Below are 25,671 nucleotides of genomic sequence, written 5' to 3'. Positions count from 1 at the left end.
CTTACGGAGCAGCAGCAGGAGCAGCGGTGCGGCAAGTGGCGGGAACGTGCTTCGCCTCACCGGCAACTAAGCTGCAGGCCCACACGATCGGTGCATTTGCATCTGCCTGAGCCGGAGTCAAACGGATGGCTGGCTGCACGGTAGCACCCGTATTACGCGTGACAACATTGATAACGCCATTCGCGCCTACGCCGATGCTCGCCACATTAGTGGTGGAGTTTGCGGTGAAAGTATATCCCGCGTTGGCGGCAGTCACGTTAGCCAAGCCATTCAAAGATGATGCGGTCTCCGCAACAGCCAACTTAGCCGCTGATGCCTGCACGATACCTTCCGAAACCTTGGCACGAATCGTGTAATCCTGGTAGGCCGGAAGAGCAATGGCCGCAAGAATAGCAATGATCGCCACCACGATCATTAGTTCAATAAGTGTAAAACCTTGCTGCTTCTTCATTGAGATCCCCTAGAGAGTGATAGATAAGCCTTGCTACTTACGCTTTACGAGCTGCATCCCCAATCAAGCACATTTCATGCCAAACCTCAGAAATGAACTCAAGACTCTGCAGGAGTGCATCATTACATGGGTCTACCTTGCAGCGCGCACTACGCTTCCGGCATTGCGATCAGCCCCGCAATGTGACGCTAAACGTCACATTGCGCCAAGGCCTTCGTCAAAATTTGCCAGCCATCGCAGCAACCATTGCAACCTAAACACGCTACTATAGAGAAGCAACGGCCTGGGGATGGCCGAAGGGGACAATTTATGGCAGTCGCACGCAGCACCCTCAACAAGCAGACTCCGGGAATTACTGCCCAACAGCTTTTCGTGTGGGAGGGCACCGACAAACGCGGCATCAAAATGAAAGGCGAGCAGCCTGCTCGCAATGTAACAATGCTGCGTGCCGAACTACGTCGGCAAGGCATTTCACCATCTGTAGTGAAGCCTAAGCAGAGGCCATTGTTTGGAGCTGCAGGTAAAAAAATCACGCCTAAGGACATAGCATTTTTCAGCCGCCAGATGGCAACGATGATGAAATCTGGCGTGCCCATTGTAGGTGCTCTAGAAATCATCGGCGAGGGACATAAAAATCCTCGTATGAAAAAAATGGTAGGACAGGTTCGAACCGACATCGAGGGCGGCTCGTCGCTACATGAGGCGATCAGCAGACACCCAGTCCAATTTGACGAGTTATATCGCAATCTAGTGCGAGCTGGAGAAGGTGCTGGCGTACTGGAAACAGTACTGGATACCATCGCTTCTTATAAGGAGAATATTGAAGCACTCAAAGGCAAGATCAAGAAAGCTCTGTTTTATCCCGCAATGGTGGTCGCAGTCGCCTTAATAGTCAGCGCAATTCTACTCATTTTTGTTGTTCCACAATTTGAACAGGTTTTCAAAAGTTTCGGCGCGGAGCTTCCGGCTTTTACCCAGATGATAGTCGCCGCATCACGGTTCATGGTGAGCTACTGGTGGGTTGTGCTATTCGCACTCGGCGGCACGATCGCCGGATTTGTGTTTTCCTATAAACGCTCCCCTCGCATGCAGCACGGCATGGACCGCTTGATTTTAAAGGTTCCTGTCATCGGCACAATCATGCATAACAGCTCAATTGCACGGTTTGCCCGGACGACAGCAGTTACTTTTAAGGCTGGCGTCCCTCTCGTTGAAGCGCTTGGTATTGTTGCTGGAGCTACAGGCAACAAACTTTATGAAGAAGCAGTTTTACGGATGCGCGATGATGTTTCGGTTGGCTATCCAGTCAACATGGCAATGAAACAAGTGAATCTATTTCCTCACATGGTGATCCAAATGACCGCAATCGGTGAAGAGGCTGGCGCACTGGATGCAATGCTTTTTAAAGTTGCGGAATACTTCGAACAAGAAGTCAACAATGCAGTCGACGCGCTTAGTAGTCTACTGGAGCCTATGATTATGGTTTTCATTGGCACGGTCGTAGGCGGCATGGTCATCGGCATGTATCTTCCGATCTTCAAACTTGGCGCAGTGGTGGGTTAAGACGTAATGGCATTTCTCGACCAGCATCCCGGTCTCGGCTTTCCCGCCGCGGCCGGACTGGGACTGCTGATCGGCAGCTTCCTGAACGTGGTGATCCTGCGCTTGCCCAAGCGCATGGAGTGGCAGTGGCGGCGCGATGCGCGCGAGATCCTGGAGCTGCCGGACATCTACGAGCCACCGCCGCCGGGCATCGTGGTAGAGCCCTCTCACGACCTGGTGACCGGCGACAAGCTCAAGTGGTGGGAGAACATCCCGCTCTTCAGCTGGCTGATGCTGCGCGGCAAGTCGCGCTACAGCGGCAAGCCGATCTCGCTTCAGTATCCGCTGGTGGAGTTGCTGACCTCGATCCTGTGCGTGGCCAGCGTGTGGCGCTTCGGCTTCGGCTGGCAGGGCTTCGGCGCGATTGTGCTGAGCTGCTTTCTGGTGGCGATGTCCGGCATCGACCTGCGCCACAAGCTGCTGCCGGATCAACTGACCTTGCCGCTGATGTGGCTGGGCCTGGTCGGCTCGATGGACAACCTCTACATGCCAGCCAAGCCCGCTCTGCTGGGCGCGGCGGTCGGCTATGTTTCGCTGTGGACGGTGTGGTGGTTGTTCAAGCAGCTCACCGGCAAGGAAGGCATGGGTCACGGCGATTTCAAGCTGTTAGCCGCGCTTGGAGCCTGGTGCGGGCTGAAAGGCATCCTGCCGATCATCCTGATCTCCTCGCTGGTCGGCGCCATCCTCGGCTCGATCTGGCTGGTGGCCAAGGGCCGCGACCGCGCCACCCCGATCCCGTTCGGCCCCTATTTGGCCATCGCCGGCTGGGTGGTGTTCTTCTGGGGTAACGATCTGGTGGACGGCTACCTGCACTTCGCAGGCCTGCGTTGATCGGGGCACGGCGATGAGCGATTTCATCGTCGGCCTCACTGGCGGTATTGCTTCTGGCAAGAGCGCCCTTGCCGCTGAGTTCGAGAAGCTGGGTGTGCCCGTGATCGATGCCGATGTCGTTGCGCGGCAGGTGGTGGCGCCTGGTCTCATACTTGATGCCATCACAAACCGCTTTGGCCAAGGCATTTTGTTGCCGGATGGCACGCTGGATCGGCAAGCTTTACGCAAAATCGTCTTCGCGGATCCAGCCGAGCGGAAAGCGCTCGAAGCGATCACCCATCCTGCCATTCGCACCGAACTGCAGCGCGCGGCGAAAGCGGCTAATCATCCCTACGCTATCGTGGCAATCCCCTTACTCGCTGAAGCAGGGGCACGGGCGACCTATCCCTGGCTCGACCGCATCCTGGTCGTCGACGTACCGGTTGCGCTTCAACACGCCCGCCTGATGCAACGCGACGGCAGTACGTCAGCCCTTGCCGATCAGATGATTGCAGCACAAACCTCTCGCGCACAACGGCTGGCCATTGCCGATGATGTGGCAAGCAATGAGGGCAATACGGACCAGCTGGCGCAACACGCGCAGCGACTAGATGCGAATTACAGAGCGGCGCTTCAAACCCATCGAATCGAGAACTAACGTTTGATACTCCCGTATGCGATATGCGCCACGGCTGCACGGCCACCATCACATCGGTGAAAAATGATTTGGATGCAATGCATCGAATCCACTATTCCTGCACAGCAGGCCTGCCGGTACCTGTGGCACGCGCCACTAACAGCGTGATGCACTCGAAGCCGGAATCAAGGAACTCACCTTTCGCCTGATTTACTTCCCCGCAATTGACATCCCAAACAACCAGTAGCAACCTCTGCCTCAAGGAGCGTAGAAACTCCTCTCATAGCGGTACCCACCTCCGTCAAACTGGTGGGTTTTTTGTGCCTGCCTGCAGGTGCAAGCCGACGCGATGCCTGCGTCGGGAGGGCGGCTAATACAACACTCCTCCGGGAGGAATACGCCCGCCGGCTATGAGCGGTTTCTAACCTCCCGACATCCCGTCGCTGGCCGGCGACGGTGCCTGTTCTTCGAAGGAGGGGTTGTCATGGCAAATGTATCGATAGTGCAGATTAGTGGGCTTCATCACCCCATGGTGTTTGTGGAGGTGAGGCGATGAGCCGGGCGCAGTCTCCAACCTCGAAGCAGTCCAAGCCGGATGCCAAACGCACCGCTACCGCCAAGCAGCCTGAGCGCGCGATCGATGCACAGCCCGTGCGGCTGGTTCCATCGCCCACGTTCGATGTGGACAACCTCGACTTCGACCGTCGCCCCAGGCGCCGCGTGGACGATCTGCCGCCGCGCCCACCGCGCAAGGCGCGCACGCCCACGCGCTGCACGGTGGGTTATGCGTTCTACGAGGCGGAGCCGGGCCGGCCGCACAGCCAGCGCATTCCCAGCGTGCGCTTGCGCGGGCTGTGGCTGGAGCAGTTGGGGTTTGCGGTCGGTTGCAAGCTGCAAATCACTGCGCGCGAGGGAGAATTGGTTGTGACGGTTGTACGCGCCCACACGCCATGAGCGACTGCCCTCCGCATACGGCGATCGTCCCCAGCGGTTCTGGCTCTCCCGCAGCTGGGGGACTAGAATCGAACCAACTCTTCGTGAGATGCCTGCCATGTCCGCTCTCTTCAAACAGCAAGCTCACCAACTGGTGGATGCGTTGCCGGAAGATGCACGCTGGGAGGACCTGATCTACCAAGCCGCACTGCACCGGGCTATTGAAAAGGGGATCGAAGAGGCAGATGGCGGGCAGTTGATTGCTGCTGAGGATGTGCTTCGGCAGCTTGAATTGTCTGCGTGAGGGTGTATTGGACGCCAAGCGCCCACGTCAGGCTGCTGGAAATCCAGGCCTATCTGAAAGAGCATTCACCATCCATGGCGAAAGCGGTGACAGTCGCCCTGGCGCGGCGCGCATTGGAGCTGGGTCATTCGCCCGCGATGGGCAGAGCGCTGCCACGCTACGCACCCGCTGAGGTGCGGGAGTTGCTGGAACGCCCTTACCGACTGATCTACCGCGTTACGCCAACGCAGGTGGAAATCCTGACGGTGCTGCACTACCGCCAACTGATGCCATCGGACCTGTCCGACCTGCAACGTTGAGTGCCTGTGGACTGGTCTGAACTGCCGGGCAATGCGTTGCGGGTCGAGTAGGGAAAGATATTATCTATTGCGTCGCCGAGCCATACTTGTAAGGCCGTCGCGCCCGGGTGCGCTCCTACGCAAGCGGGTGGTTGGTTAGCGATGGAACGCCAGTGTTGCGATGACGCCGCGCTCCTGGCCTGGGCGTACGCTGACGCGCCAGCCGTACAAGTCGCACAGGCGGCTGACGATCGACAGGCCGATGCCGCCGCCTTGCGAGTGGCCGGCGTGGGTGCCGCGGTAGCCTCGTTGGAACAGTTTGGCGGCGTCCTCTTCGCTCAGGCCGGGGCCGGAGTCGATCACTTCCACCGCATCGCTCAGCACGCGCACGCGCACCTGGCCGTCCTGGGTGTACTTGACCGCGTTGCCGATCAGATTGCCTAGCGCCACCGACAATGCGGATTCGGGCGCGTCGATGACCAAGTCGCGCTCGCCTTCCAGCAGCAGTTCCAGCGGTTTGCCGCCGAGTTGGGCGCGGTGCGCGTCGATCAGTTGTTCGGCCACCTTGGCGACATTGCTGCTGCCCTGCCCGCGTTCGTTGCGCGAGAGCAGCAGCAGCGAGCCGATCAGGTCGCTGCACTGCAGTTCGGCGCGCTGGATGCGTTGCAGGCGTTGCAGCATCTTTTCGTCGAGATTGGGCTTGCTGAGCAGCAGTTCGGTGGCGCCGCGAATCACCGCCAGCGGGGTACGCAGTTCGTGGCTGACGTCGGCGTTGAATTCGCGGTCGCGCTGCACCACTTCGGTCAGGCGGGCCGAGTAATCGTCCAGGGCTTCTGCGAGCTGGCCCACTTCGTCATCGGGGAAGTGCGCTGCCAACGGCTTGGGCTCGCTGGTGCCGCCACGGTAGGCACGCAGGCGCGCGGCCAGATCCGACACCGGGCGCATCACCTTGGAGGCGGACCACCAGCCGATCACCAACGAAAACCCGCTGAAAACAAGCACTGAGAGCATCAGGGTGCGCTTGAGCTGGATCTCGCCCTTGAGGGTCTGGGTCATGTCGTAGGCGAGGAAGAACCACTCGCTCGGCGTCTTGCGCACAGCCAACTTATACGAGTACGCGTTGCCGCCCTCGTCCACGCCGGAGATGGTGTGGATGCCGTCGGGCAGTTGATACCACTCGGGTTGCTCCAGGCGCAGCGCTTCGAACTTGTCGCTTTTGACCACCCGCCCACGCATCTGCTGCACCGGCAGATCGGGGTTACGCAACGGGTCGGAATAGAAGCGCTGCGCGAAGGCGTCGATATTGCGGTTCATCACGTCTTCGACCAACTGGTTTTCCACGCGCGAGCGCGCCCAGTTGGTGGCGAAGGCAAACAGCGTGGTCAGGCAGAAGCCCAACAGCACGAACGACAGGATGATGCGGCTGCGCAGGCGCCGCCGGTAGCGGCCACGCCTGCGGGCGGGCCGCGCGCCGTTATTGCTTTCAGGCATCGGGCGAGGCGATGCGGTAACCGATGCCGTGACGGGTCTGGATCATCGGCACGTCGAACGGCTTGTCGACCACCGCGCGCAGGCCATGGATATGCACGCGCAGCGAGTCCGAATCCGGAAGTTCTTCGCCCCAGACGCGAGTTTCCAGCTCCTGGCGAGTGACCACGGCCGGCGACGCCTCCATCAGCGACTGCAGGATCTTCAACGCAGTGGGGTTGAGCTGCAGCAGCTTGCCGCGGCGGCGCACTTCCAGCGTATCCAGGTTGTATTCCAGATCGCCGGTTTCCAGCACGCGGGTGTGCACACCCTTGCCGCGCCGCGAGAGTGCGTTGAGCCGCACTTCCACTTCCTGCAGCGCGAACGGCTTGATCAGATAGTCGTCGGCGCCGGAGTCGAAGCCGGCCAGCTTGTTGTCCAGCGAATCGCGCGCGGTGAGCATCAGCACCGGCGTCTGCTTGCGCGCTTCGTTGCGCAGCTTGCGACACACCTCGATGCCATCCATGCCGGGCAGGTTGAGATCGAGCACGATGGCGTCGAACTCGTGTACCACAGCCAGATGCAGGCCGGTGACGCCGTCAGCTGCAAAATCCACCGTGTGGCCGCGGTCTTCGAGATAGTCGCCAAGATTGGCGGCGATATCGCTGTTGTCTTCAATTACTAGAATGCGCACTGGAACCTCATTGTTGGGTCGTGTACCCGGCTGCGTATGGCAAGGTGCCGTTGCAGCCGCGCGGTCGTCTTGGTTGTTTCAGCAGTTGGCGCCATTCGGCCGCCGAACGTACTGCGTGATGCTCAGCGTTGCTGGTGGTTCCGTCGCTGATTGAGTAAGGAAATGTAGACGTGAACCCCAATCCCGGCAAGCCATCACAAAAAGGCCCAGGTGCCGCTAAGCACCCGGGCCAAAAATGCATCCCGATCACCGTCACTGCCGAGAGCGGAGCTACGGTCGGGAGAGGCTAGCGGGGCAAGGATTAGGGTTTCGTTATTTTTTGATAAAAATGTTAAATCCTCGATCAACGGGCCGTCTGCTCCAGGTGCTCGATGATCGCGGCGGCCACATCCACGCCACAGACGCCTTCCACGCCTTCCAAGCCGGGGGTGGAATTGACCTCCAGCACCAGCGGGCCGCGATTGGAGCGGATCAGGTCCACGCCGGCCACCGCCAGGCCCAGCGCGCGCGCCGAGCGCACCGCCACCTCCTGCTCCTGCGGCGTGGCTTCGGCCACTGCGGCGGTGCCGCCCAGGTGCAGGTTGGAGCGGAAGTCGCCTTCGGCGGCCTGGCGACGCATGGAGGCGACCACCCGGTCGCCGACCACGAAGCAGCGCAGGTCGGCGCCCTCGGCCTCGCCGATGAATTCCTGCACGATGAAGTTGGCGTACAGCCCACGCAAGGCTTCGACGACGCCGCGCGAGGCGCTGGCCTTCTCGGTAAGGATCACCCCGGCGCCCTGGGTGCCCTCGTTCAACTTCACCACGTGCGGCGGCGGGCCGAGCATGGAGAGCAGGTCCTGGGTGTCGTCGGGGTTGTCGCCGAACACGGTCACCGGCATGTCGATGCCTTGCGCGGCCAGCAGTTGATGCGCGCGCAACTTGTCGCGTGAGCGCAGGATGGCGTCGGAGGGATTGGGCGTGTAGCTGCCCATGAATTCGAGCTGGCGCAACACCGCGGTGGCATAGCGCGTGACCGAGGCGCCAATGCGCGGAATCACCGCGTCGAATCCGGTGATCGGCTTGCCCTTGTAGTGCAGGCTGAAGCCATCGGCGGCGATACGCATGTAGCAGCGCAGCGGGTCGAGGATGCGTACCGTGTGCCCACGCTTGCGCCCGGCCTCGATGAGACGGCGGGTCGAATACAGTTTGCTGTTGCGGGACAGGATGGCGATTTTCATCGCGGAGGGTGCGCGGCGCGGCCTGGACATGGTCGGAGTCTAGTGACGAAGTGACCCAAGTCCGTACGTCTGCCAGTCGATCGCGCGTGTGGGCTGCAACCCTGCCCTGCACGCTTCGATCCAACTGGTGTGCGACGGCCCCGAGGAGGGAAAGGCGAAAGCTGCTCGGCAACGCTATCGAAGCGACGCAAGTGTTGCGCAACCTCAGTGGTCTGGATGCTAGCAGGGCGGCCGCGCGGCGCTCAAGCAATGCGCACATGCATTGCGCTGGATGCTGCGCGCATGCACGTTATCTGTGCCTATGTCTGTGCCGAATGCGCCAACAAGCACCGACGCCAGTGCTGCTCGACCCACTCGGCGCAGCATTGCGTGGGCACGCCCACGTCCAGCCGCGCTGCGCAGTGATCAGGCGAGCGCAGCGACTGCCGCATGTCGCCCTCACGCCATGCCCCTGCCGCCGTGACGCGTTTTGCACAGGCAAAACCGCAATGCTTGAGTCCCCTAATGCCGGCATGCCGGCGCACCCGAGACTCTCAATGCGACGTCCAGCAAGCGCGGCCTATGCCAACCCCTCCCGCATCCGCCAGGGGCGCCCGTTCCCGCGTGGCACGCTCTTCGATGGAACAGGCACCAATTTCGCGCTGTTTTCTGCGCATGCCACGCGCGTGGAGCTGTGTCTGTTCGACGAACAAGGCACCGAGACGCGGGTCGATCTGCCCGAATACACTAACGAGATCTGGCACGGCTATCTGCCCGACGTCAAACCGGGCCAGCGCTACGGCTACCGCGTGCATGGCCCGTACGCGCCGACCGAGGGGCATCGCTTCAACCACAACAAGTTGCTGATGGATCCCTATGCGCGCGAGCTGGATGGCGATCTGGTCTGGGCGGACGAACTCTACGGCTACACCGTGGGTCACCCGGATGGCGACCTGAGCTTCGACGAGCGCGACAGTGCGCCCTTCATGCCCAAGTGCGTGGTGGTCGAAGACACCTACGACTGGGAAGACGACGCACGTCTGCTCAAGCCGTGGAACGAAACGGTGATCTACGAAACCCACGTGCGTGGCTACACCATGCGCAACCCGCAGGTGCCGGAGGCGGTACGCGGCACGTTTGCCGGCCTGGCGCAGCCGCAGGTGCTGCAGTACATCAAGGACCTTGGCGTCACTGCCGTCGAGTTGTTGCCGGTGCATGCGTATCTGGACGACCAGCATCTGCTGGACAAGGACCTGCGCAACTACTGGGGCTACAACACCATCGGCTTTTTTGCGCTGAAGTCGCGTTATCTCTCCAGCGGGCATCGCGATGAATTCCGCGACATGGTCAAGGCCATGCACAAGCAGGGCCTGGAAGTGATTCTGGACGTGGTCTACAACCACACCGCCGAAGGCAGCGAGCTGGGCCCGACGCTGTCGTTCAAGGGCATCGACAATGCCAGTTACTATCGTCTTGCCGAAGACAAGCGCTACTACATCAACGACACCGGCACCGGTAATACGTTGAATTTAAGCAATTCGCGTGTGATCCAGTTCGTCAACGATTCGCTGCGCTATTGGGCCGGCGAGATGCATGTGGACGGATTCCGCTTCGACCTGGCCACCATCCTGGGGCGCGAGCCGAGCGGTTTCGATCAGCGTGGCGGCTTCCTGGATGCCTGCAACCAGGACCCGCTGCTCACGGAGGTCAAGCTGATTGCCGAGCCGTGGGATTGCGGCCCCGGTGGCTATCAGGTGGGTCATTTCCCGCCGGGTTGGTCGGAGTGGAACGACAAATTCCGCGACAATGCGCGCGAATTCTGGAAGGGCGAAGAGGGCAAGCTCGCCGAGTTTGCCACCCGCTTTACCGGTTCGGCCGATCTGTTCGATCGGCGCGGTCGCCGCCCATGGGCGTCGGTCAACTTCATCACTGCGCATGACGGTTTCACCCTGCGCGATCTGGTGAGCTACAACGAGAAGCACAACATCGCCAACGGCGAGGACAATCGGGACGGTTCGTCCAACGATGGCTCGTGCAACTACGGCGAAGAAGGCGATACCGACAACGCGGAGATCCTGCAGATTCGCGAGCGGCAGATGAAAAACCTGCTCGCTACCTTGCTGCTCTCGCAAGGCACGCCGATGCTGCTGAGCGGCGACGAGCGCGCACAGTCGCAAGGCGGCAACAACAACACCTATTGCCAGGACAACGAGATCACCTGGCTGGATTGGGAAAACGACCCGACCGATGGCCGTTTGACCGAATTCGTCAAGGCGCTCACCGGCTTGCGCAAGCGCTACCCGATCCTGTCGCGCGGTCGCTTTCTCAACGGCCAGTACAACGAGGAGGCCGGCCTGCGCGATCTGACCTGGCTCAATCCCGGCGGCACCGAGATGGACGACGCGCATTGGACCGATGCCGGTGCACGCTCGGTGGGTTTGCTGCTGGAAGGCAAGGCGCAGACCTCGGGCGTCAAGGAACTGGCCAACGACGACACCTTGCTGATCGTCATCAATGCCTACCACGAAGGGGTGACCTTCACCCTGCCCTCGTCCGATGAACCGGTGCACTGGAAGCTGGTGCTCTCCACCGACGAAGCACTGGAAGTGGACATGATGCCGGCCGGCGCCAGCGAGTTCCTGGCCCCGCCACGCAGCGTGTCGGTCTTCGAGTGCAAGAGCGACCAGTAACGTTGTTCGAGAGGTGACACAGGCTCGCTGTCTGCTGATATCTGGCAGACAGCGAGCTTTTTTGTGCGCTTTAGAAACCAGCCATATCAACGATGCCAGGATCCAAATGGCTGGCGGACTTTCAGAACGACCGACAAAACTACTGCTACGTTTTGTCAGCCGCTCTCAGTCCTGCTGATACCGCGACGGCAGTTGGATGAAGGCACGCGAGAATTCGGTGACGCGCTCTCTTTTGGCACTTTAAACAAAGCGGTCAAACTTTGGCGCAGCAAAATTCAATCAATCATTGCAACGACCAACACGCTTTTATCGAAAAAACAGACAAATTCAGACAGCGCTCAAGCTGGAACAGAGCTTCAACCTGGATAGAGCGGAAACCGCTTGTCCGGATGATTGGCTTTCCATTCCTTGTACGAACTGGTGCCTTCCCAGGCCTTGAAGGCGCGCGGGGTACGGCCACGCCCGGACCATGTCTCGCCGGAATGCGGAATCCAGTACTTGGCCACGACTTCACCGGTGGACGATAGCGGGCCCTTGGACTTGCCGGTCATTGCGAGGGACGCGATCTGGCTTTTCTGTTTTGCGTTGAAGCGGCCACCAAACTGGGTCAGCACTTCGACGACCTGGTCAAAGGCTTCCAGTGTCTGGGCATATTTCAGCTGGGCTTCTTCCTGTTCGAGCTTACGCAGCTCTTCCAGCAATTGGGCTTTGGCGGCGGCGGAGGGTGAAGCAGGCGGAACCTGGCGCATTGGCAAAACTGACGTTGGGCGGATCAACGAGTATTGCCGTTGCGCCGGCTAGCGTAAAGCGCTGTGGCCTGCGCGAGTCTGGAAGCGGTCAGCGAGGGCCCAGCAGCGCATGCTCCCGGGCCATGCTCAGCACCGGCCCGATCCGCCCGGCACGGATCAACTCGCTGCAGTGCTTGCCCACGAACTCGACCCTCGGCGCGGAAAACCACTGCATCACCCGCTCCGGCTCCCCGGCATTGATCGACCAGGCGTGGCACACCGTCTCGCCCAGCTCCTCCACCCCCACCAGGCCCAGCTCTCGAATCTGTTCCGGGTCGAGCGCAAACATCTCCAGCACCCTGCCGGCATCGGCCGGCGTGCCGTAGCCGCTATTCATCTGCCTGGCGATGCCGGCGCTATAGGCGATCGATGCAGCGTGTGCGGACTCGGCGCGACGCATGCCCTTGAGAAGGGCGCCGATGAGTTGAGGATGTGTCGTAGTCATGGTGCTCGCTCGATCATGGCCACAACTATGACCACCATCGGCGATGCGCTCAATCAGGAGGTTCCTGACCATGGGCAAGGAAATCACGAAGCGTGCTATCGGGGTTTTTCAGGAAGTTACTTTCTGCAATCGATGTCATTTCGATGCATGCCTTAGCAGACTTCTTCTAGCGATCGATTACCAAAAGCCAGCACCCGACATCGAGGCCGATTCATGCGTAGAGTCGACCGTCCCCGCGTCACGGTGGAGATTCCCATGTCCAGCCCGGCCACGGTCACAATCGACAACCGCTCCAGCTACACCATCGTCACCCACGTAACCCGGAATTACTGGGTGGAAGGCGACGGCGACTCCATCGATGGCAAAACCATCGAAGCAGACTCGAAACAGACCTATACCGTGAAGGCCAAGACCGCCCACCATGGTGAGTTGGACATCGACCTCATCGATAGCGCGACCTCCACGGTCATCGCGACGCTCAACATCAACAGCATCAAGGACCCGCAGGAAGGCAGCGGCCTGGCCGGCACATCGAAAACGGCCGATCTGCAGATTGCGGCAGTGGGCCACCGCAGCTCGCCCGGCGACGCCGATCTGAGACGGATCGACGTCACCCTGGCGGATGTGAGCATCAGTCGGTTGCGCTACAACGACGTCTCCATGAAGGCCTCGCACAACAGTTATCAGCGCGACGAAACCCTGCGCCAGCAGATCACCTGGAACCCGAAAAATCACTACGATTGCGGGTGTGGCGGTTTGGAACTGGATATCGCCCAATCCGACGATGGCCTGGATTGGTCGGTTGGCCACAAGGGTTCCTACGATAAGCACTACCGTCAGCTCTCCGGCTTTTTGAGCGACCTGGCGGTGTGGTCGAAAGAAAATGACGGCCACGACGTGATCACCTTGCACCTGGACCTCAAACACACTGCGACCAAAGACTTCCCTGATCAACTGGATGCGTATCTCAAGGACAGGCTGCCGCGCATCTATACACCTGGCGAACTGATGGGGTCACAACAGACGCTGGCACTTGGCGCCGAAAAGAATGGCTGGCCCTTCATTGAAGACTTGAAGAACACGTTTCTTGTCTGCGTGACCGGCAACAAACAGGACAAGCAGACCTATGCGGAGACCGCGCCGAAATCGCGGCTGTGCTTCGCCGACAAAGACACCGATGCCGCCGAGAATCCCTCGGATCCTCACCGGGTCTTTTTCAACTTCCACATCTTCCACTCTGATCGCGATCAATGGATGAAGACATTCAAGGCCTGCGTCGGCAGACCCGAGGTCATCATCCGTGCGTATCTCGCCAATAGCGAAGACAACTGGAACGACTGTCTCGACAGCGGCTGTTGCGTGATCGCGACCAACAAGATCAGCGACCACGCCTGGGCACTGGTCGGCGCGCAGCGCTTCGCCAAGCGGGCGCCGTTGTTGTAGTGAAGGAATTCCCTTACGGCCCCGCTCGTGGTTCCTGACAGCGATGCGAGTGATTTTCTGGCAGAATCGGCGGCCTGCAGGCTGATGGACCATCGGCGTCGGCCCGCAGGCATGGACGCCAAAAGCGCTAATTAACCAAGGTCAAGGAGGATCACGATTGGGAATGTCATCGATTCGGCACGTGGGCGACTATCAGCTCACCGCGCATGTCACGCCCGGCCAAGGGCAGTTTTCGGCTGAACTGCTGCTCAGCAAATCTGGCGGCATTACCTTGCAGCGGTACCGTGTGCCGGGCGATGCGTTCGCCGACCGCATCGCCGCGCATGATCACGCCAGGCAGTGGATGGCGATGTGCGAGGTCTCCAGCGATGGGCGCGTGCGCTTCGATGCGCATTGCCTCGATCAGGGCCGACTTGCAGTAGCTGCCGCCTAAGCAGGCGGGAAGCACCGGGTGAACCGCTCGTTCCAGAAGGCGAGTTGCTCCAACGTGTGCGACTCAATGGGTTTTTCCACTGTCGACGACGCTTTGCGTTGCGCCACTGTGGCAATCAGCGATGCCGCCAGGCGATCCCAGCACAGTCTGAGCAAGGCCGGTTCGGGATGCGAAGCAAGCATTGCTTCCAGCATCGCCCCTTGCGCGACTCTTGATGCCTGCAATTCGCTCAGCGCATCGGTCACTGCCGTCATCCATTGCTCGGTCAACTGCTCCGTCATTTCCGCACGCAATCCCTTTCAAGATGCACAGGCTATCCGCAATGCACGGGTTTGTACCGGCTGCGCGCAAGATTCGCCAAGACATTACTGAACCGTATGGCAGAGGCGTTGCGCGAACCTCTGAAGCGATGCTTTTTCATCACCGAGCGCTGCCGACAGTGCGTTGGCAAGATCGCTTTCCCTTGAAGTCGAGACGGCTTTCGACTCGATGAAAGATCTCAGCTGCGAACTTGCCGCCACTAAAACCGATGCCCGGCCTGACGGAGCGAATTACTCAGCTCGTCATCGAGTCAAGATCTTGTGAAATCTGCCGATAACGGATTGAGACACCTCGGCAAGCGCTAGCGAACCAAGCAGGCCGGTCGACGTTGGCGACAACGCCTCAGGTTGCTCGGGCAGGCCAGTCACTCGCCGGCTCCTCCCACTCCTCCGCTTCTTCCCCAGGTCCCAGCATGCTACCCACGATCAAAAGCAAATTTATATTGGCATTGTTGGGAACGCTGATTCCGAGCATCCTGCTGTGTCTGTTCCTGTTGAACAGCCTGCACACGTCCAAGAACAATGTCGGCACGCTCTACAATCGCGACTTCACCGGCTCTGCGCTTGCCAGCAGCATCGACGGTCAGCTGACCCGGGTGGATATCAACATCCTGCGCATGATCGCTATCGGCACGCCCGAGCTGATCACGCAATGGAAGCAGGAAAACCAAACGCGCTTCACGCAAGTCGCGGCCAGCATCGTGGAACTCAAGCAGTTGCTGAGCCAGGAAGCCGAGCACACCGCCCAGCTGCAAAAGATCACGGCAAGCTATGCGCTGATGCAAGCGGGGATGCAGCGCCAGATCGAGTTGATCGAAGCTGGCGATATCGCCGGCGGCGCTGAAGTCAATCGGACCCAGGTCAAGGACAACGCCAACGCCACCTTTGCCGGGCTTGCCACCTTGCGTGACGAGCTGGCCGCCTCCGCCAAGCTGCGCTATCAGCAGCAACAGGCCACCAACACGCGCGCGATCACCTTGTCGGCGATCGCGTTGGGGTTGATCGCGCTGGCTGGCGTGAGCATCGCGATGCTACTGGGGAACGCGATTTCACGCTCGATCCAGCGGGCAGTTGCCGCCGTCGAGCAGTTGTCGCGCGGCGTGCTCGACGTCGATATCAAGGTCACCGGCAAGGACGAAACCGTGCAGTTGGCCAGTGCGGTCTATCGCATCCGCGATCGCCTGCAAGGCGTCATCGCCGCGCAGCTGGAAATGGCACGCCGGCACGATGCCGGCGAGATCAGCTACCGCATGGACGAAAATGCGTTTCCTGGCGAGTTCGGTCACATGGTGCGCGATGCCAACGCCCTGGCCAGTTCGCATATCGCCATGACGATGCGCCTGACACAGATCATCGGGCGCTACGCCATCGGCGATCTCTCCGACGAAATGGATCGGCTGCCGGGCGAGAAGGCGGTGGTGACCGAGACGATGAACCAGGTCAAACAGAATCTGCAGGCGATCAATCAGGAAATCAGCCGCCTGGCTTCGGCAGCGGCAGCCGGGGACTTCAGCGTGCGTGGCGACACCGAGCGCTTCCAGCATGATTTCCGCGCCATGGTCACCAGCCTCAATCACCTGATGTCCACCGCAGACGGCAACCTGCAATCGCTGTCTGCATTGCTGCAGTCCATCGCAGCGGGCGACCTCACGGCGCGCATGAGCGGCGAGTTCAATGGCGTGTTCGCACAGATGCGTGATGACGCCAACACCACCGCCGCGCAGCTGGCGGAAATCGTCGGGCGCATCCAGCACTCGGCAATCTCCATCAATTCGGCTGCCAGCGAAATCGCCGCCGGCAATCAGGATCTGTCGCACCGTACCGAACAGCAAGCGGCCAACCTGGAAGAAACCGCAGCCTCGATGGAAGAACTCACCTCCACCGTTCGCCAGAACGCCGAGCATGCACGCCAGGCCAATCAGCTGGCGATCGGTGCGGCAAGCGTGGCCTCGCAAGGCGGCGAGATCGTAAGCAAGGTCGTGGGCACCATGGCCGGCATCGAAGCCTCGTCCAAGAAGATCGCCGACATCATCAGCGTCATCGACGGCATTTCGTTCCAGACCAATATCCTTGCGCTGAACGCGGCCGTGGAAGCCGCGCGCGCCGGCGAACAGGGCCGTGGCTTTGCCGTGGTGGCCTCGGAAGTGCGCACGCTCGCCCAGCGCTCAACCGCAGCTGCGAAGGAGATCAAGGGCTTGATCGACGACTCGGTACAGCGCGTTACCGAAGGCTCCACGCTGGTGCACACCGCCGGCAACACCATGGCCGAGCTTGTGGCCAGCGTGCAGCGCGTGACCGACATCATGGGTGAGATCTCTGCGGCCTCGCAGGAGCAGTCGGTCGGCATTGAGCAGGTCAACATCACTGTCACGCAAATGGATGAGACCACCCAGCAAAACGCGGCACTGGTGGAAGAAGCAACCGCGGCCGCGCGCTCGATGGAAGAACAGGCCGGCCAGCTCACCGAAGCGGTTGCGGTGTTCAAGATCGCGCAGACGAGCACGCACAGCGCGCGTTCGGTACCAACCGCATCATCAAAGCTCAGCCTGGTCAGCGGCCGAACAGTAGCACCGGTCAAAGCCGCTACCCGCCAAGCGTCTGCACCGAAAAAGCTGGCTGCCACTGCTTCCAGTGACGGGAGTAACTGGCAGGAATTCTAAGCCTCGACCGCATTCAAAGACCCGGCAATGCCGGGTTTTTTTGCTTCATCAAGGCACGTCCAGGCATGTACGTGCAGGTTGTCCATGCGCCTGATCGTCTTCATTGGACCCGCTCCCAAGTGGTAGGCGACCGAGCGTCTACGTAATCGCCCCACGCTTGAAATTTATAACGCGCTGGCGAGTCGCTCGATGCTCAGATGTTGCGCTGTCTACGCAATACTCAGCGTCGCCCATGCGAGCAAGGCGTAACGGGTGGTCTTGGCGATCGCAACCAGCGGCAGGAACACGCGCAGCGGCTCGCGCATGACCCCCGCCGCAAGTGTCAACGGGTCGCCGATGATCGGCATCCAGCTCAGCAGCAGCGACCATTTGCCGTATTTGCCATACCAGGCCTGGGCGCGCAGTAATGCAGCCGCTTTGATCGGGAACCAGCGCTTTGCCTGAAAACGCAACGCCTCGCGCCCAAGCCACCAGTTGATCAGCGAGCCGAGCACGTTGCCGATGCTCGCAGCAGCCACGAGCCCCAACGCAGAATCACCGCGCAACAGCAGCGCCACCAATGCCGTCTCCGACTGCGCAGGGAGCAAGGTGGCTGCGATAAGCGCAAGTGCGAAAAGCGAGAGATACGTCATTGGCTACGTTGCGCATGTTGTGATGATGCAGGAGGTTGGGCGATGCATCCGGCGCAGCATCTACGCCACGACCGACGCCAATGCGACATGGCGCAGCGTTACCGCTTGACCGGCTTTCGCCGCTTGACCTTTTCGTCAGGAAACACCCTGGCACACAGAAAGTCGACAAACGCCCGCACCTTCGGCGAAGGGTGCTTGCTTGCTGGCCAAAGCACGTGGAACGCGCCGCTGCGCCGCACGTGCTCGGCCAACACGGGAAGCAGGCGCCCGTCTGCCAGCAGGTCGCGGATAGCGAAATCCGGCAGGCAGGCTATTCCGAGTCCTTGCGCTGCGAAGTACACGCGCGTTTCGATGTTGTTGCAGATCATCGAGGTGGGAAGCACCAGTTCGCCGCTGTTGCGCCGCGTATGCAGCGGCCAGGCTTCCAGTTTTCCCGAGTTGGGATAACGGTAATGCAGGCAGGCATGCTGCAGCAGATCGACCGGCACACGCGGAGTGCCGCGCTGCGCGAGATACTCGGGCGCAGCCACCAGCATCATCTGGAAGCCACCGAGACGCCTGGCCGAAAGGCGCGAATCACTCGGCTCGCCGGTTCTCACCACCGCATCGAATCCTTCCTCGATCACATCGACCATCCGGTCGCTGAAATCCAGATCCAACTCGATCTCGGGATAGTGGCGCATGAAGTCACCCAGCACCGGCAATACCAACGCACTGACCAGCGGCAGGCTCACCCGCAAGCGCCCGCGCGGCGCGGCAGTGGCTTGCGAAAGTTCCAGTTCTGCTGCTTCGATCTCGGCGAGGATGCGGCGGCTACGCTCCAGGAACAACGTGCCTTCGGCTGTCAGCGTGACGCTGCGCGTACTGCGATGAAACAGCCGCACGCCAAGTTTTTCCTCCAGACGCACCACGCGTTTGCCGACCGCAGACGCCGACACGCCCAACAACCGGCCAGCCGCGACGAAGCTGCGCGTTTCGGCAACCTGCACGAACACCACGAACCCGCTCAGGCTTTCCACCACACGTCTCCATTGCGGACATCTGGTTCCGCACAACGCGGAACTCTACCCCAGTTTTTCTTTAATCGAAGGCTGTCTACGCTGCCTGCACTGTCTCTCGACCGACCACTCTCATGACAACGTCCCTCTCTCCGCTGCACATCGCCATGCCGCCCGCACTGACCACCAACATCCAGGCGGTCGTTCAGCACGCCCTGGACGATCGACGTCTGGTGGGAGCGGTCGTCCTGGTCGCCCGCAATGGTGAGCTGATCCACCGGCAGGCCGCTGGCTGGGCAGACCGGGAAAGCCGTCGCGCGATGCGCGTGGATGCGCTCTTTCGTCTGTCATCGGTCAGCAAACCCATCATTTCAACCGCTGCGCTGGTGCTGGTGGCGCAAGGGCGCCTGGATCTGGACGCAGGCATCGATCGCTGGCTGCCCGAGTTCCAGCCACGGCTGGCCGATGGCCGCCCTGCACGCATCACGGCACGCCAACTGTTCAGCCATACCGCCGGCCTTGGCTATCGCTTTCTTGAAGCAGACGCCAATGGTCCTTATGCAGTCGCCGGCGTCTCCGACGGCATGGATGCCGCTGACATCACGCTGGAAGAAAATCTGCGCCGCATTGCCAGCGTGCCGCTGCTTTATGCGCCAGGCACGGCCTGGGGCTACTCGCTGGCAACCGACGTGCTGGGTGCGTTGATTGCACGTGTGTACGGTGCCCCGTTGAACGACGCGGTGCGCGCATTGGTGACCGGACCACTGGGCATGGCGGACACCGATTTCGTCACCGCCGAAACGCAGCGTGTGGCGACCGCCTACGTCAACGCAGCGCCGCAGCCGCATCGCCTGGCAGAAGCAGAAACCGTCTCGGCCTTCGAAGGTGCGATCGGCATCCGTTACAGCCCCGCCCGCATCTTCGATCCGCAGGCGTTTGCCTCTGGCGGTGCCGGCATGGTGGGCACCGCCGAGGATTTTCTGCGTCTGCTCGAAGCCTTGCGCGATGGCGATGGCGAGCTGCTGCCTAGCCAGTTGATCGAGGAGATGGCGAGCGATCAGACCGGAGGCGCTGCGCTGCAGGATCTGCCAGGGCTTGGCTTCGGACTGGGGTTCTCGGTCTTGCGCGACCCCGCGCTCGCCGCATCGCCGGAATCTGTCGGCACCTGGCGCTGGGGTGGTGCATATGGCCACTCGTGGTTTGTTGACCGGGCGCTAGGCCTGAGCGTGGTCGCCTTCACCAACACCTTGTACGAAGGCATGTCGGGCAGCTTCGTCACCGATCTGCGCGATGCGGTGTATGCCACTGTGGAAGCAAGGCAATGAACTCGACTGCGAAAGACCGCTTGCCACTGGCACCCTTGCTCGCGCTTGCCATGGCCGCCTTTATCACCATCCTCACCGAAGCGCTGCCAGCGGGTCTGCTGCCGCAGATGGCAGATGGCCTGGCCGTCTCCGAAGCCTGGGTTGGTCAGACCGTCACCATCTATGCCCTCGGTTCCTTGTTGGCAGCGATACCATTGACCATCGCCACCCAGGGCATTGCCCGTCGCCCGCTGCTGCTGGCGGCCATCGCCGGCTTCGCCATCGCCAACACGATCACCACGCTGTCCAGCAGCTATGCGCTGACGATGGTGGTGCGCTTTCTGGCAGGCGTCTCGGCCGGATTGTTGTGGGCGTTGCTCGCCGGCTATGCGGCGCGCATGGTGCCCGAGCATCAGAAAGGCCGCGCCATCGCGATCGCCATGGTTGGCACACCGCTGGCATTGTCGCTGGGCGTGCCGGCCGGCGCGTTCCTTGGCAGCCTGGTGAGCTGGCGTGTGTGCTTCGGCATCATGAGCGTCCTGGCGGTGATCCTGATGCTGTGGGTGCGCCTGCAGGTACCGGATTTCTCCGGGCAGGCGCACGGCAAGCAGCAACGTCTGGCGCATGTGTTGAGGTTGCCCGGCATTCGGCCGGTGCTGTTCGTGGTGCTGGCTTTCGTGTTGGCCCACAACATTCTCTACACCTACATCGCCTCGTTCCTGGCGGAGGCCGGCATGGCGCAGCGCACCGATCTGGTGTTGCTGGTCTTCGGTGGCGCATCGCTGATCGGCATCTGGATCGTGGGCGTACTGATCGACCGCCATCTACGCGCACTGACGCTGACCAGCACGCTGCTGTTCTGCGTTGCGGCATTGGCACTGGGCCTGGCCGGCACGTCTCCCGCGATCGTCTACATCGCGGTCGGCGTCTGGGGGCTTGCCTTCGGCGGCAGCGCGACGTTGTTTCAGACAGCGCTCGCCAAATCCGCCGGAGACGAAGCCGATGTCGCTCAATCCATGTTGGTGACCGCGTGGAATACCGCCATCGCCGGCGGCGGACTGCTCGGTGGCGTATTGCTCGATCAATACGGTGTCGGCGCGTTCCCGCCTGCACTGCTGGTGCTGCTTGCCGCAACGCTGGTCGTGACGTGGACGGCCAAGCGACATGGCTTTGCGGCATCAAACGATGACAGCGACGTATCGCGGCCGGCTACGGTCGGAAGACAGGCATAAACGCTGGACGTAGGGAGCCGATGCCACCGCGCAGGACGGCTTGCGCAGTAAAGACGCATCGAATTGCGGAGCGCACTGAGGATTGCGGAGCGGGCAGATGTGCCGAAACGCTTGCTGCATCTGGAGCGGGCGAAGGGAATCGAACCCTCGTCAGTAGCTTGGGAAGCTACAGCTCTACCATTGAGCTACGCCCGCGTGGCGTTGCGAGAGTTTAGGCGGGTGCGGGTGTCGGGCGCAATGCGCAGACGTGACGAGGGCCGGTTGCCCGGCCCTCGTGTCTTGCAGATCTACCGCGTGGACAGCTGTGCGGCGTGGATCAGAAGTTGCCGCTGAAATTCACAAACAGCGTTGCATCGCGGGCGCTGCGCTGGGCGGTGGTGGTGCTCAGGCCGATATTGCTCTGCAGGCCCCACAGGCCGGTGCGGGCGCCCAGCACGACGGTGGCGTAGTTGCGATCGAAGTTCTGGCCCGGCACGGTGTACATGCCCACTTCCGGCATCGACTGCAGCCAGGCGCTGGCCTCGGTGCCGTCCTTGAACTCGTGGTCGTAGGTGGCCTGCACGTACGGCTTGACCGCAGCACCGTCCAGACGGACCTGGAAGCCGATGCGGCCCACCAGCGAATCGATGTCCTGATCGGCGTAGCCCAGCGCGGTGGAGCTTTCGTTGCTTTCGGTGTAGCCGTCGAGCTTGAGCTTCTGCCAGGTCAGGCCGACCACCGGGCCGTACTTGACGTTGCCTTCGCCCAGCGAATAGCCGGCGTTGACCGCGGCGGTGAGGTTGCTGCCGTCGGGCGAGCCGCTATGCACGCGCGTGGCTGGCCCGAGCTGCACTTCGCGGTCGACGTCGTAGCGCAGCGCGCTGTAGCTGACTTGCGCATTGACCCACACAGGGCCGGTGTACCAGCCGAAGAACGCGCCCAGGGTGGTGTCGTCCTGCTTGAAGCTGCCGTTGCGGTTGCCGAAATCGGCATCCATGCTGCCGAAGCCGGCAAAGCCGCCGAACACCAGATCGCCCGCGCTCCAATCCACACCGAACAGGCCGGCAGGGGCCATGCCGTCGTACAGATCGGCATGGTCGTAGCGCTGCATGTCGCCACGCACACTACCCCACCAACGCAGACCATCGGCGTCCGGCTTGCCGTCCAGATGCCACGCCACCTGGTCGGCGCGTGCGCGGCCAATGGCCTGCGCGGAATGCGTCAGCACCTGCTGCAGACGTGGCGCTTCCAGCAGCGAGATGGCGTACTGGCCCAGGATCTGGTGGGTGGCGGTGCTCGGGTGGATACCGTCGGCGAACACATAGGTGTTCTGTGCGTTGGCCGCGACCAAGCTGGTCGGGTTACACGCCGGCAGCGGCACTGCCGGGTTGCAGGCGGTGCTGGTGACGTTGCTGAAGCCGTAGGTACCCGGATCGGCGACCACTTCCTGCAGGATGTGGAAGGTGTCGACCGGAATCACGCGCAGGCCGGCCGAACGCAGGCCGTTGAACAATGCGGTGTTGTAGGCAGTCGCCGCAGCAGTGCCCTGCGCCATCGCGGCGGCACCGCCGGCACGGAAGCGCGGGGTGATGCCCACATCCGGAATGGTCGGCACCATCACGTAGCGCGCGCCGGCAGCCTGCAGGGCGCCCACCGCACCGACCTGCGCGGTGACCGCGTTGCCGATGATGGTCTGCGCTTGCGCAGGCGCGGTGGCAGCGGCGAGCAGATCGTTGGCGCCGCCCCACACGGTGTACAGCCCATTCGGGTTGGCGCGGCCGCCATTGGCGGTGAGATAGGTGTTGATCTGGCTGGTCACCGACGGTGCAGCGCCGAGGACGCTGGTCGAACCGGCCTGGATACGGGCGCCACCGGCAGCGTAGTTGTCGCCGGTCTGGCCGTTGCCGTTGGGTGCGGCGTTGGTGCCGAAATGGTCGGCGACGTATTCGGCCCAGACAAAACCGGGGTTGGTGGTGAACTTGCCGGTGACTGCGCGCGAGGCGGCCGGCAGCAACGGGTTGTAGTAGCCGCTGTCGGTGAGGCTGTCACCGAAGAACACGGTCTGGTCGAACGCAGACGCAGCCATGGCCGGGGTGGCCGCAATGGCGATGGCAACGGCCATCAGGGAACGGATCGGGCGAAGAGATGTAGCCATGGGAGTGCCTGCTCAAAGGTGTGTGGAACTGGACCGGACCGGCATACGTACGCCGGCGAATGGCACATGGTTTCACCCTCGCCGCCCGCGCTCACGCTGCATTGCCGCATAACGCAAAAACGCGCGCTCCGACGGCACGCGATGCAACAATGATGACATGAACATCCAACTCAACGGCACCCAGCGCGACGTTCCCGATGACTTGCTCCTGATCACCCTGCTTGAGCAGGAAGGTCTTGCACAGCGACGCGTCGCGGTCGAGGTCAATGGCGAAATCGTGTCGCGCGGGCGGCATGCCACACACCAGTTGCACGCAGGCGATGTGGTGGAGATCGTGCACGCGCTGGGCGGCGGTTGATGCTGCGCGCAAGCCGGCGCAGCTGCGCGCGATCGGTGATAATTGCCCGATGACGACTACTGCCCCCACTGATGCATTGATCATCGCCGGCAAGGCCTACCGTTCGCGTCTGCTGACCGGTACCGGCAAGTTCAAGGATCTGGACGAAACCCGCCTGGCCACCGAAGCCGCTGCCGCGCAGATCGTGACCGTGGCGATCCGCCGGGTGAACATCGGCCAGAACCCGAACGAGCCCAGCCTGCTCGACGTGCTGCCGCCGGATCGCTACACGCTGCTGCCCAATACCGCCGGCTGTTACACCGCCGACGATGCGGTGCGCACCTGCAGGCTGGCGCGCGAACTGCTGGACGGCCACAACCTCACCAAGCTGGAAGTGCTCGGCGACGAGCGCACGCTGTATCCGGACGTGGTGCAGACGCTCAAGGCCGCCGAGCAACTGGTCGCCGATGGTTTCGACGTCATGGTCTATACCTCCGACGATCCGATCCTGGCCAAGCGGCTGGAAGAGATCGGCTGCGTGGCGGTGATGCCGCTGGCCGCGCCGATCGGCTCCGGGCTGGGCATCCAGAACAAGTACAACCTGCTGGAAATCATCGAGAACGCCAAGGTGCCGATCATTGTCGATGCCGGCGTAGGCACGGCCTCTGATGCGGCGATCGCGATGGAGCTGGGCTGCGATGGCGTGTTGATGAATACCGCCATTGCCGGTGCGCGCGACCCGATCCTGATGGCGAGTGCGATGCGCAAGGCGATCGAAGCGGGACGTGAGGCGTTTCTGGCCGGGCGGATTCCGCGCAAGCGGTATGCGTCGGCGTCGAGCCCGGTTGATGGTGTGATTGGATGAGTGGGTGTACTGCGTTGACATTGCAGTCGAGGCGCAATGATTGGCAGTGCGGCGTGCCGGATGTTGCCGTTGCTAGATCGCGCGTTGCTGCGCGTGCGCCCTCACGCCGTACCCTCACCCCAACCCCTCTTCCGGCGGGAGAGGGGCTTTCGTTTTACTGATGACTTAATTCATGACCGATCCGTTTACCAGTGACGGCGCCAAGATGCCGCCCAAGCCCTTCACCATCGAAGAGGGCCGCCGGCAGGTGCGCAGCTTCGTGCTGCGGCAGGGCCGCTTTACGCCTGCGCAACAGCGCGCGTTCGATGAGTTGTGGCCGCGCTTCGGTCTGGATTACGTCGGGACACCGCGCGATTTCGATGCTGCCTTCGGCCGCGCCGCACCCAAAGTGCTGGAAATCGGTTTCGGCAACGGCGCAGCGTTGCGCTTTGCCGCGCAGCAGGATCCCGGCCGCGACTACATCGGCATCGAGGTACATGCGCCCGGCGTCGGCCGCTTGCTCAATGCCTTGCACGACGACGACAGCACGCATGTGCGCCTCTATCACCACGATGCGGTGGAAGTGCTCGAGCACGAAATCGCCGATGGCGCGCTGGACGAAGTGCGCATCTATTTCCCAGATCCATGGCACAAGAAGCGCCACAATAAGCGCCGCCTGATCCAACCGGCGTTTGCGCAGTTGCTCGTGCGCAAGCTGCGCGATGGCGGCCGCCTGCACGCGGCCACCGACTGGGCCGATTACGCCGAACAGATGTGGGACGTGCTCGACGCCACACCGGGCCTGGTCAATCGCGCCGGCCCACGCGGCCACGTCGAACGCCCCGCCTGGCGCCCGCAGACCCACTTCGAAACACGCGGCCAGAAGCTCGGCCACGGCGTATGGGATCTGGTTTATGACCGGGAATGGGGAGTCGGGAATGGGGAATCGCAAGGGCAACTGCCTCCGGTATCCGGATAGCGTCCACCTGCGTCGGCCTTCCCCGCTTTTCCCATTCTCCATTCCCGACTCCCCATTC

The 25,671-nt window shown here is 61.7% G+C and carries 25 protein-coding genes and 1 tRNA gene; 15 read left to right on the top strand and 11 right to left on the bottom strand.

What is annotated here, in order from left to right:
* Position 1: 1 nt before the first annotated feature.
* Entirely contained in the window at positions 2 to 451 is a 450-nt protein-coding gene (locus ABS769_RS00780) for a pilin (RefSeq protein WP_317061802.1), read from the bottom strand.
* Positions 452 to 760: 309 nt separating this feature from the next.
* Here ABS769_RS00780 and ABS769_RS00775 point away from each other — a divergent pair, with 309 nt between their 5' ends.
* The 6 genes from ABS769_RS00775 (at position 761) to ABS769_RS00750 (ending at position 5,036) form a co-directional block, all read left to right on the top strand.
* A complete protein-coding gene (locus ABS769_RS00775; protein ID WP_317061803.1) occupies positions 761 to 2,014 on the top strand; it encodes a type II secretion system F family protein in 1,254 nt (417 codons plus the stop codon).
* Positions 2,015 to 2,020: 6 nt separating this feature from the next.
* On the top strand, positions 2,021 to 2,884 hold the full coding sequence (locus ABS769_RS00770) for a prepilin peptidase (RefSeq protein WP_317061804.1): 864 nt from the start codon (positions 2,021 to 2,023) through the stop codon (positions 2,882 to 2,884).
* Between the two features lie 13 nt (positions 2,885 to 2,897).
* Positions 2,898 to 3,521 (top strand): dephospho-CoA kinase, encoded by a 624-nt coding sequence (gene coaE, locus ABS769_RS00765; protein ID WP_317061805.1) that lies wholly within the window; start codon positions 2,898 to 2,900, stop codon positions 3,519 to 3,521.
* Between the two features lie 531 nt (positions 3,522 to 4,052).
* Entirely contained in the window at positions 4,053 to 4,454 is a 402-nt protein-coding gene (locus tag ABS769_RS00760; RefSeq protein WP_317061809.1) for a SymE family type I addiction module toxin, read from the top strand.
* Positions 4,455 to 4,551: 97 nt separating this feature from the next.
* Positions 4,552 to 4,737: a hypothetical protein gene (locus ABS769_RS00755; protein ID WP_006448358.1), complete on the top strand. Its 186-nt coding sequence runs from the start codon at positions 4,552 to 4,554 to the stop codon at positions 4,735 to 4,737.
* On the top strand, positions 4,734 to 5,036 hold the full coding sequence (locus ABS769_RS00750) for a type II toxin-antitoxin system RelE/ParE family toxin (protein WP_317061811.1): 303 nt from the start codon (positions 4,734 to 4,736) through the stop codon (positions 5,034 to 5,036). The genes ABS769_RS00755 and ABS769_RS00750 overlap by 4 nt, the downstream gene beginning before the upstream one ends.
* A 135-nt stretch (positions 5,037 to 5,171) precedes the next feature.
* Here the strand turns inward: ABS769_RS00750 and ABS769_RS00745 are convergent, their stop codons facing one another.
* From ABS769_RS00745 to rimK, 3 genes are all read right to left on the bottom strand, one after another.
* A complete protein-coding gene (locus ABS769_RS00745; protein ID WP_023904912.1) occupies positions 5,172 to 6,506 on the bottom strand; it encodes a sensor histidine kinase in 1,335 nt (444 codons plus the stop codon).
* Positions 6,499 to 7,176 (bottom strand): response regulator transcription factor, encoded by a 678-nt coding sequence (locus ABS769_RS00740; RefSeq protein WP_006448355.1) that lies wholly within the window; start codon positions 7,174 to 7,176, stop codon positions 6,499 to 6,501. Before ABS769_RS00740 ends, ABS769_RS00745 begins: the two co-directional genes overlap by 8 nt.
* A gap of 343 nt (positions 7,177 to 7,519) precedes the next feature.
* A complete protein-coding gene (gene rimK / locus ABS769_RS00735) occupies positions 7,520 to 8,425 on the bottom strand; it encodes a 30S ribosomal protein S6--L-glutamate ligase (RefSeq protein ID WP_167387213.1) in 906 nt (301 codons plus the stop codon).
* 506 nt (positions 8,426 to 8,931) lie between these two features.
* On the opposite strand from rimK, the gene glgX reads away from it, so the two are divergent.
* Positions 8,932 to 11,064 (top strand): glycogen debranching protein GlgX, encoded by a 2,133-nt coding sequence (glgX, locus tag ABS769_RS00730; RefSeq protein WP_317061812.1) that lies wholly within the window; start codon positions 8,932 to 8,934, stop codon positions 11,062 to 11,064.
* Between the two features lie 356 nt (positions 11,065 to 11,420).
* On the opposite strand, the gene ABS769_RS00725 is transcribed toward glgX, so the two are convergent.
* Complete coding sequence (locus tag ABS769_RS00725; protein WP_055824272.1) at positions 11,421 to 11,813, bottom strand: H-NS histone family protein; 393 nt, start codon at positions 11,811 to 11,813, stop codon at positions 11,421 to 11,423.
* 88 nt (positions 11,814 to 11,901) lie between these two features.
* A complete protein-coding gene (locus ABS769_RS00720; protein ID WP_317061814.1) occupies positions 11,902 to 12,297 on the bottom strand; it encodes a hypothetical protein in 396 nt (131 codons plus the stop codon).
* 255 nt (positions 12,298 to 12,552) lie between these two features.
* Between ABS769_RS00720 and ABS769_RS00715 the strand changes: the two genes are divergently transcribed.
* The gene (locus tag ABS769_RS00715) at positions 12,553 to 13,740 is read left to right on the top strand and encodes a hypothetical protein (RefSeq protein ID WP_317061815.1); all 1,188 of its coding nucleotides are present in this window, start codon (positions 12,553 to 12,555) and stop codon (positions 13,738 to 13,740) included.
* Positions 13,741 to 13,903: 163 nt separating this feature from the next.
* Positions 13,904 to 14,173: a hypothetical protein gene (locus ABS769_RS00710; protein ID WP_176339293.1), complete on the top strand. Its 270-nt coding sequence runs from the start codon at positions 13,904 to 13,906 to the stop codon at positions 14,171 to 14,173.
* Here ABS769_RS00710 and ABS769_RS00705 read toward each other — a convergent pair.
* Entirely contained in the window at positions 14,170 to 14,454 is a 285-nt protein-coding gene (locus ABS769_RS00705) for a hypothetical protein (protein WP_317061816.1), read from the bottom strand. The genes ABS769_RS00710 and ABS769_RS00705 overlap by 4 nt on opposite strands.
* 452 nt (positions 14,455 to 14,906) lie before the next feature.
* Here ABS769_RS00705 and ABS769_RS00700 point away from each other — a divergent pair, with 452 nt between their 5' ends.
* Positions 14,907 to 17,153 (top strand): methyl-accepting chemotaxis protein, encoded by a 2,247-nt coding sequence (locus ABS769_RS00700; protein ID WP_350498044.1) that lies wholly within the window; start codon positions 14,907 to 14,909, stop codon positions 17,151 to 17,153.
* Positions 17,154 to 17,362: 209 nt separating this feature from the next.
* On the opposite strand, the gene ABS769_RS00695 is transcribed toward ABS769_RS00700, so the two are convergent.
* Positions 17,363 to 17,785: a YqaA family protein gene (locus ABS769_RS00695; RefSeq protein ID WP_104552056.1), complete on the bottom strand. Its 423-nt coding sequence runs from the start codon at positions 17,783 to 17,785 to the stop codon at positions 17,363 to 17,365.
* 98 nt (positions 17,786 to 17,883) lie between these two features.
* Entirely contained in the window at positions 17,884 to 18,804 is a 921-nt protein-coding gene (locus tag ABS769_RS00690) for a LysR family transcriptional regulator (RefSeq protein WP_317061818.1), read from the bottom strand.
* Positions 18,805 to 18,917: 113 nt separating this feature from the next.
* On the opposite strand from ABS769_RS00690, the gene ABS769_RS00685 reads away from it, so the two are divergent.
* Positions 18,918 to 20,108, top strand: coding sequence for a serine hydrolase domain-containing protein (locus tag ABS769_RS00685; protein ID WP_317061820.1), 1,191 nt, complete (start codon positions 18,918 to 18,920; stop codon positions 20,106 to 20,108).
* Complete coding sequence (locus tag ABS769_RS00680; RefSeq protein ID WP_317061821.1) at positions 20,105 to 21,319, top strand: MFS transporter; 1,215 nt, start codon at positions 20,105 to 20,107, stop codon at positions 21,317 to 21,319. The genes ABS769_RS00685 and ABS769_RS00680 overlap by 4 nt, the downstream gene beginning before the upstream one ends.
* A gap of 121 nt (positions 21,320 to 21,440) precedes the next feature.
* Here ABS769_RS00680 and ABS769_RS00675 read toward each other — a convergent pair.
* Both ABS769_RS00675 and ABS769_RS00670 read right to left on the bottom strand, forming a co-directional pair.
* A tRNA-Gly gene (locus ABS769_RS00675) sits at positions 21,441 to 21,514 on the bottom strand.
* Positions 21,515 to 21,635: 121 nt separating this feature from the next.
* Positions 21,636 to 23,420, bottom strand: a complete 1,785-nt coding sequence (locus tag ABS769_RS00670) for an autotransporter outer membrane beta-barrel domain-containing protein (protein WP_317059942.1) — start codon at positions 23,418 to 23,420, stop codon at positions 21,636 to 21,638.
* Positions 23,421 to 23,610: 190 nt separating this feature from the next.
* On the opposite strand from ABS769_RS00670, the gene thiS reads away from it, so the two are divergent.
* From thiS to trmB, 3 genes are all read left to right on the top strand, one after another.
* The gene (thiS, locus tag ABS769_RS00665) at positions 23,611 to 23,811 is read left to right on the top strand and encodes a sulfur carrier protein ThiS (RefSeq protein WP_168959888.1); all 201 of its coding nucleotides are present in this window, start codon (positions 23,611 to 23,613) and stop codon (positions 23,809 to 23,811) included.
* A 49-nt stretch (positions 23,812 to 23,860) separates the two neighbouring features.
* Positions 23,861 to 24,655, top strand: coding sequence for a thiazole synthase (locus ABS769_RS00660; RefSeq protein WP_023904929.1), 795 nt, complete (start codon positions 23,861 to 23,863; stop codon positions 24,653 to 24,655).
* A gap of 172 nt (positions 24,656 to 24,827) precedes the next feature.
* Positions 24,828 to 25,613, top strand: a complete 786-nt coding sequence (gene trmB / locus ABS769_RS00655) for a tRNA (guanosine(46)-N7)-methyltransferase TrmB (RefSeq protein WP_317059843.1) — start codon at positions 24,828 to 24,830, stop codon at positions 25,611 to 25,613.
* Positions 25,614 to 25,671 lie beyond the last annotated feature (58 nt).

This window comes from Xanthomonas hortorum (assembly GCF_040279205.1).
GTDB lineage: Bacteria > Pseudomonadota > Gammaproteobacteria > Xanthomonadales > Xanthomonadaceae > Xanthomonas > Xanthomonas hortorum_F.
Note: the sequence above shows the minus strand (reverse complement) of the source record. Positions and strands in the feature narration are given on the sequence as shown.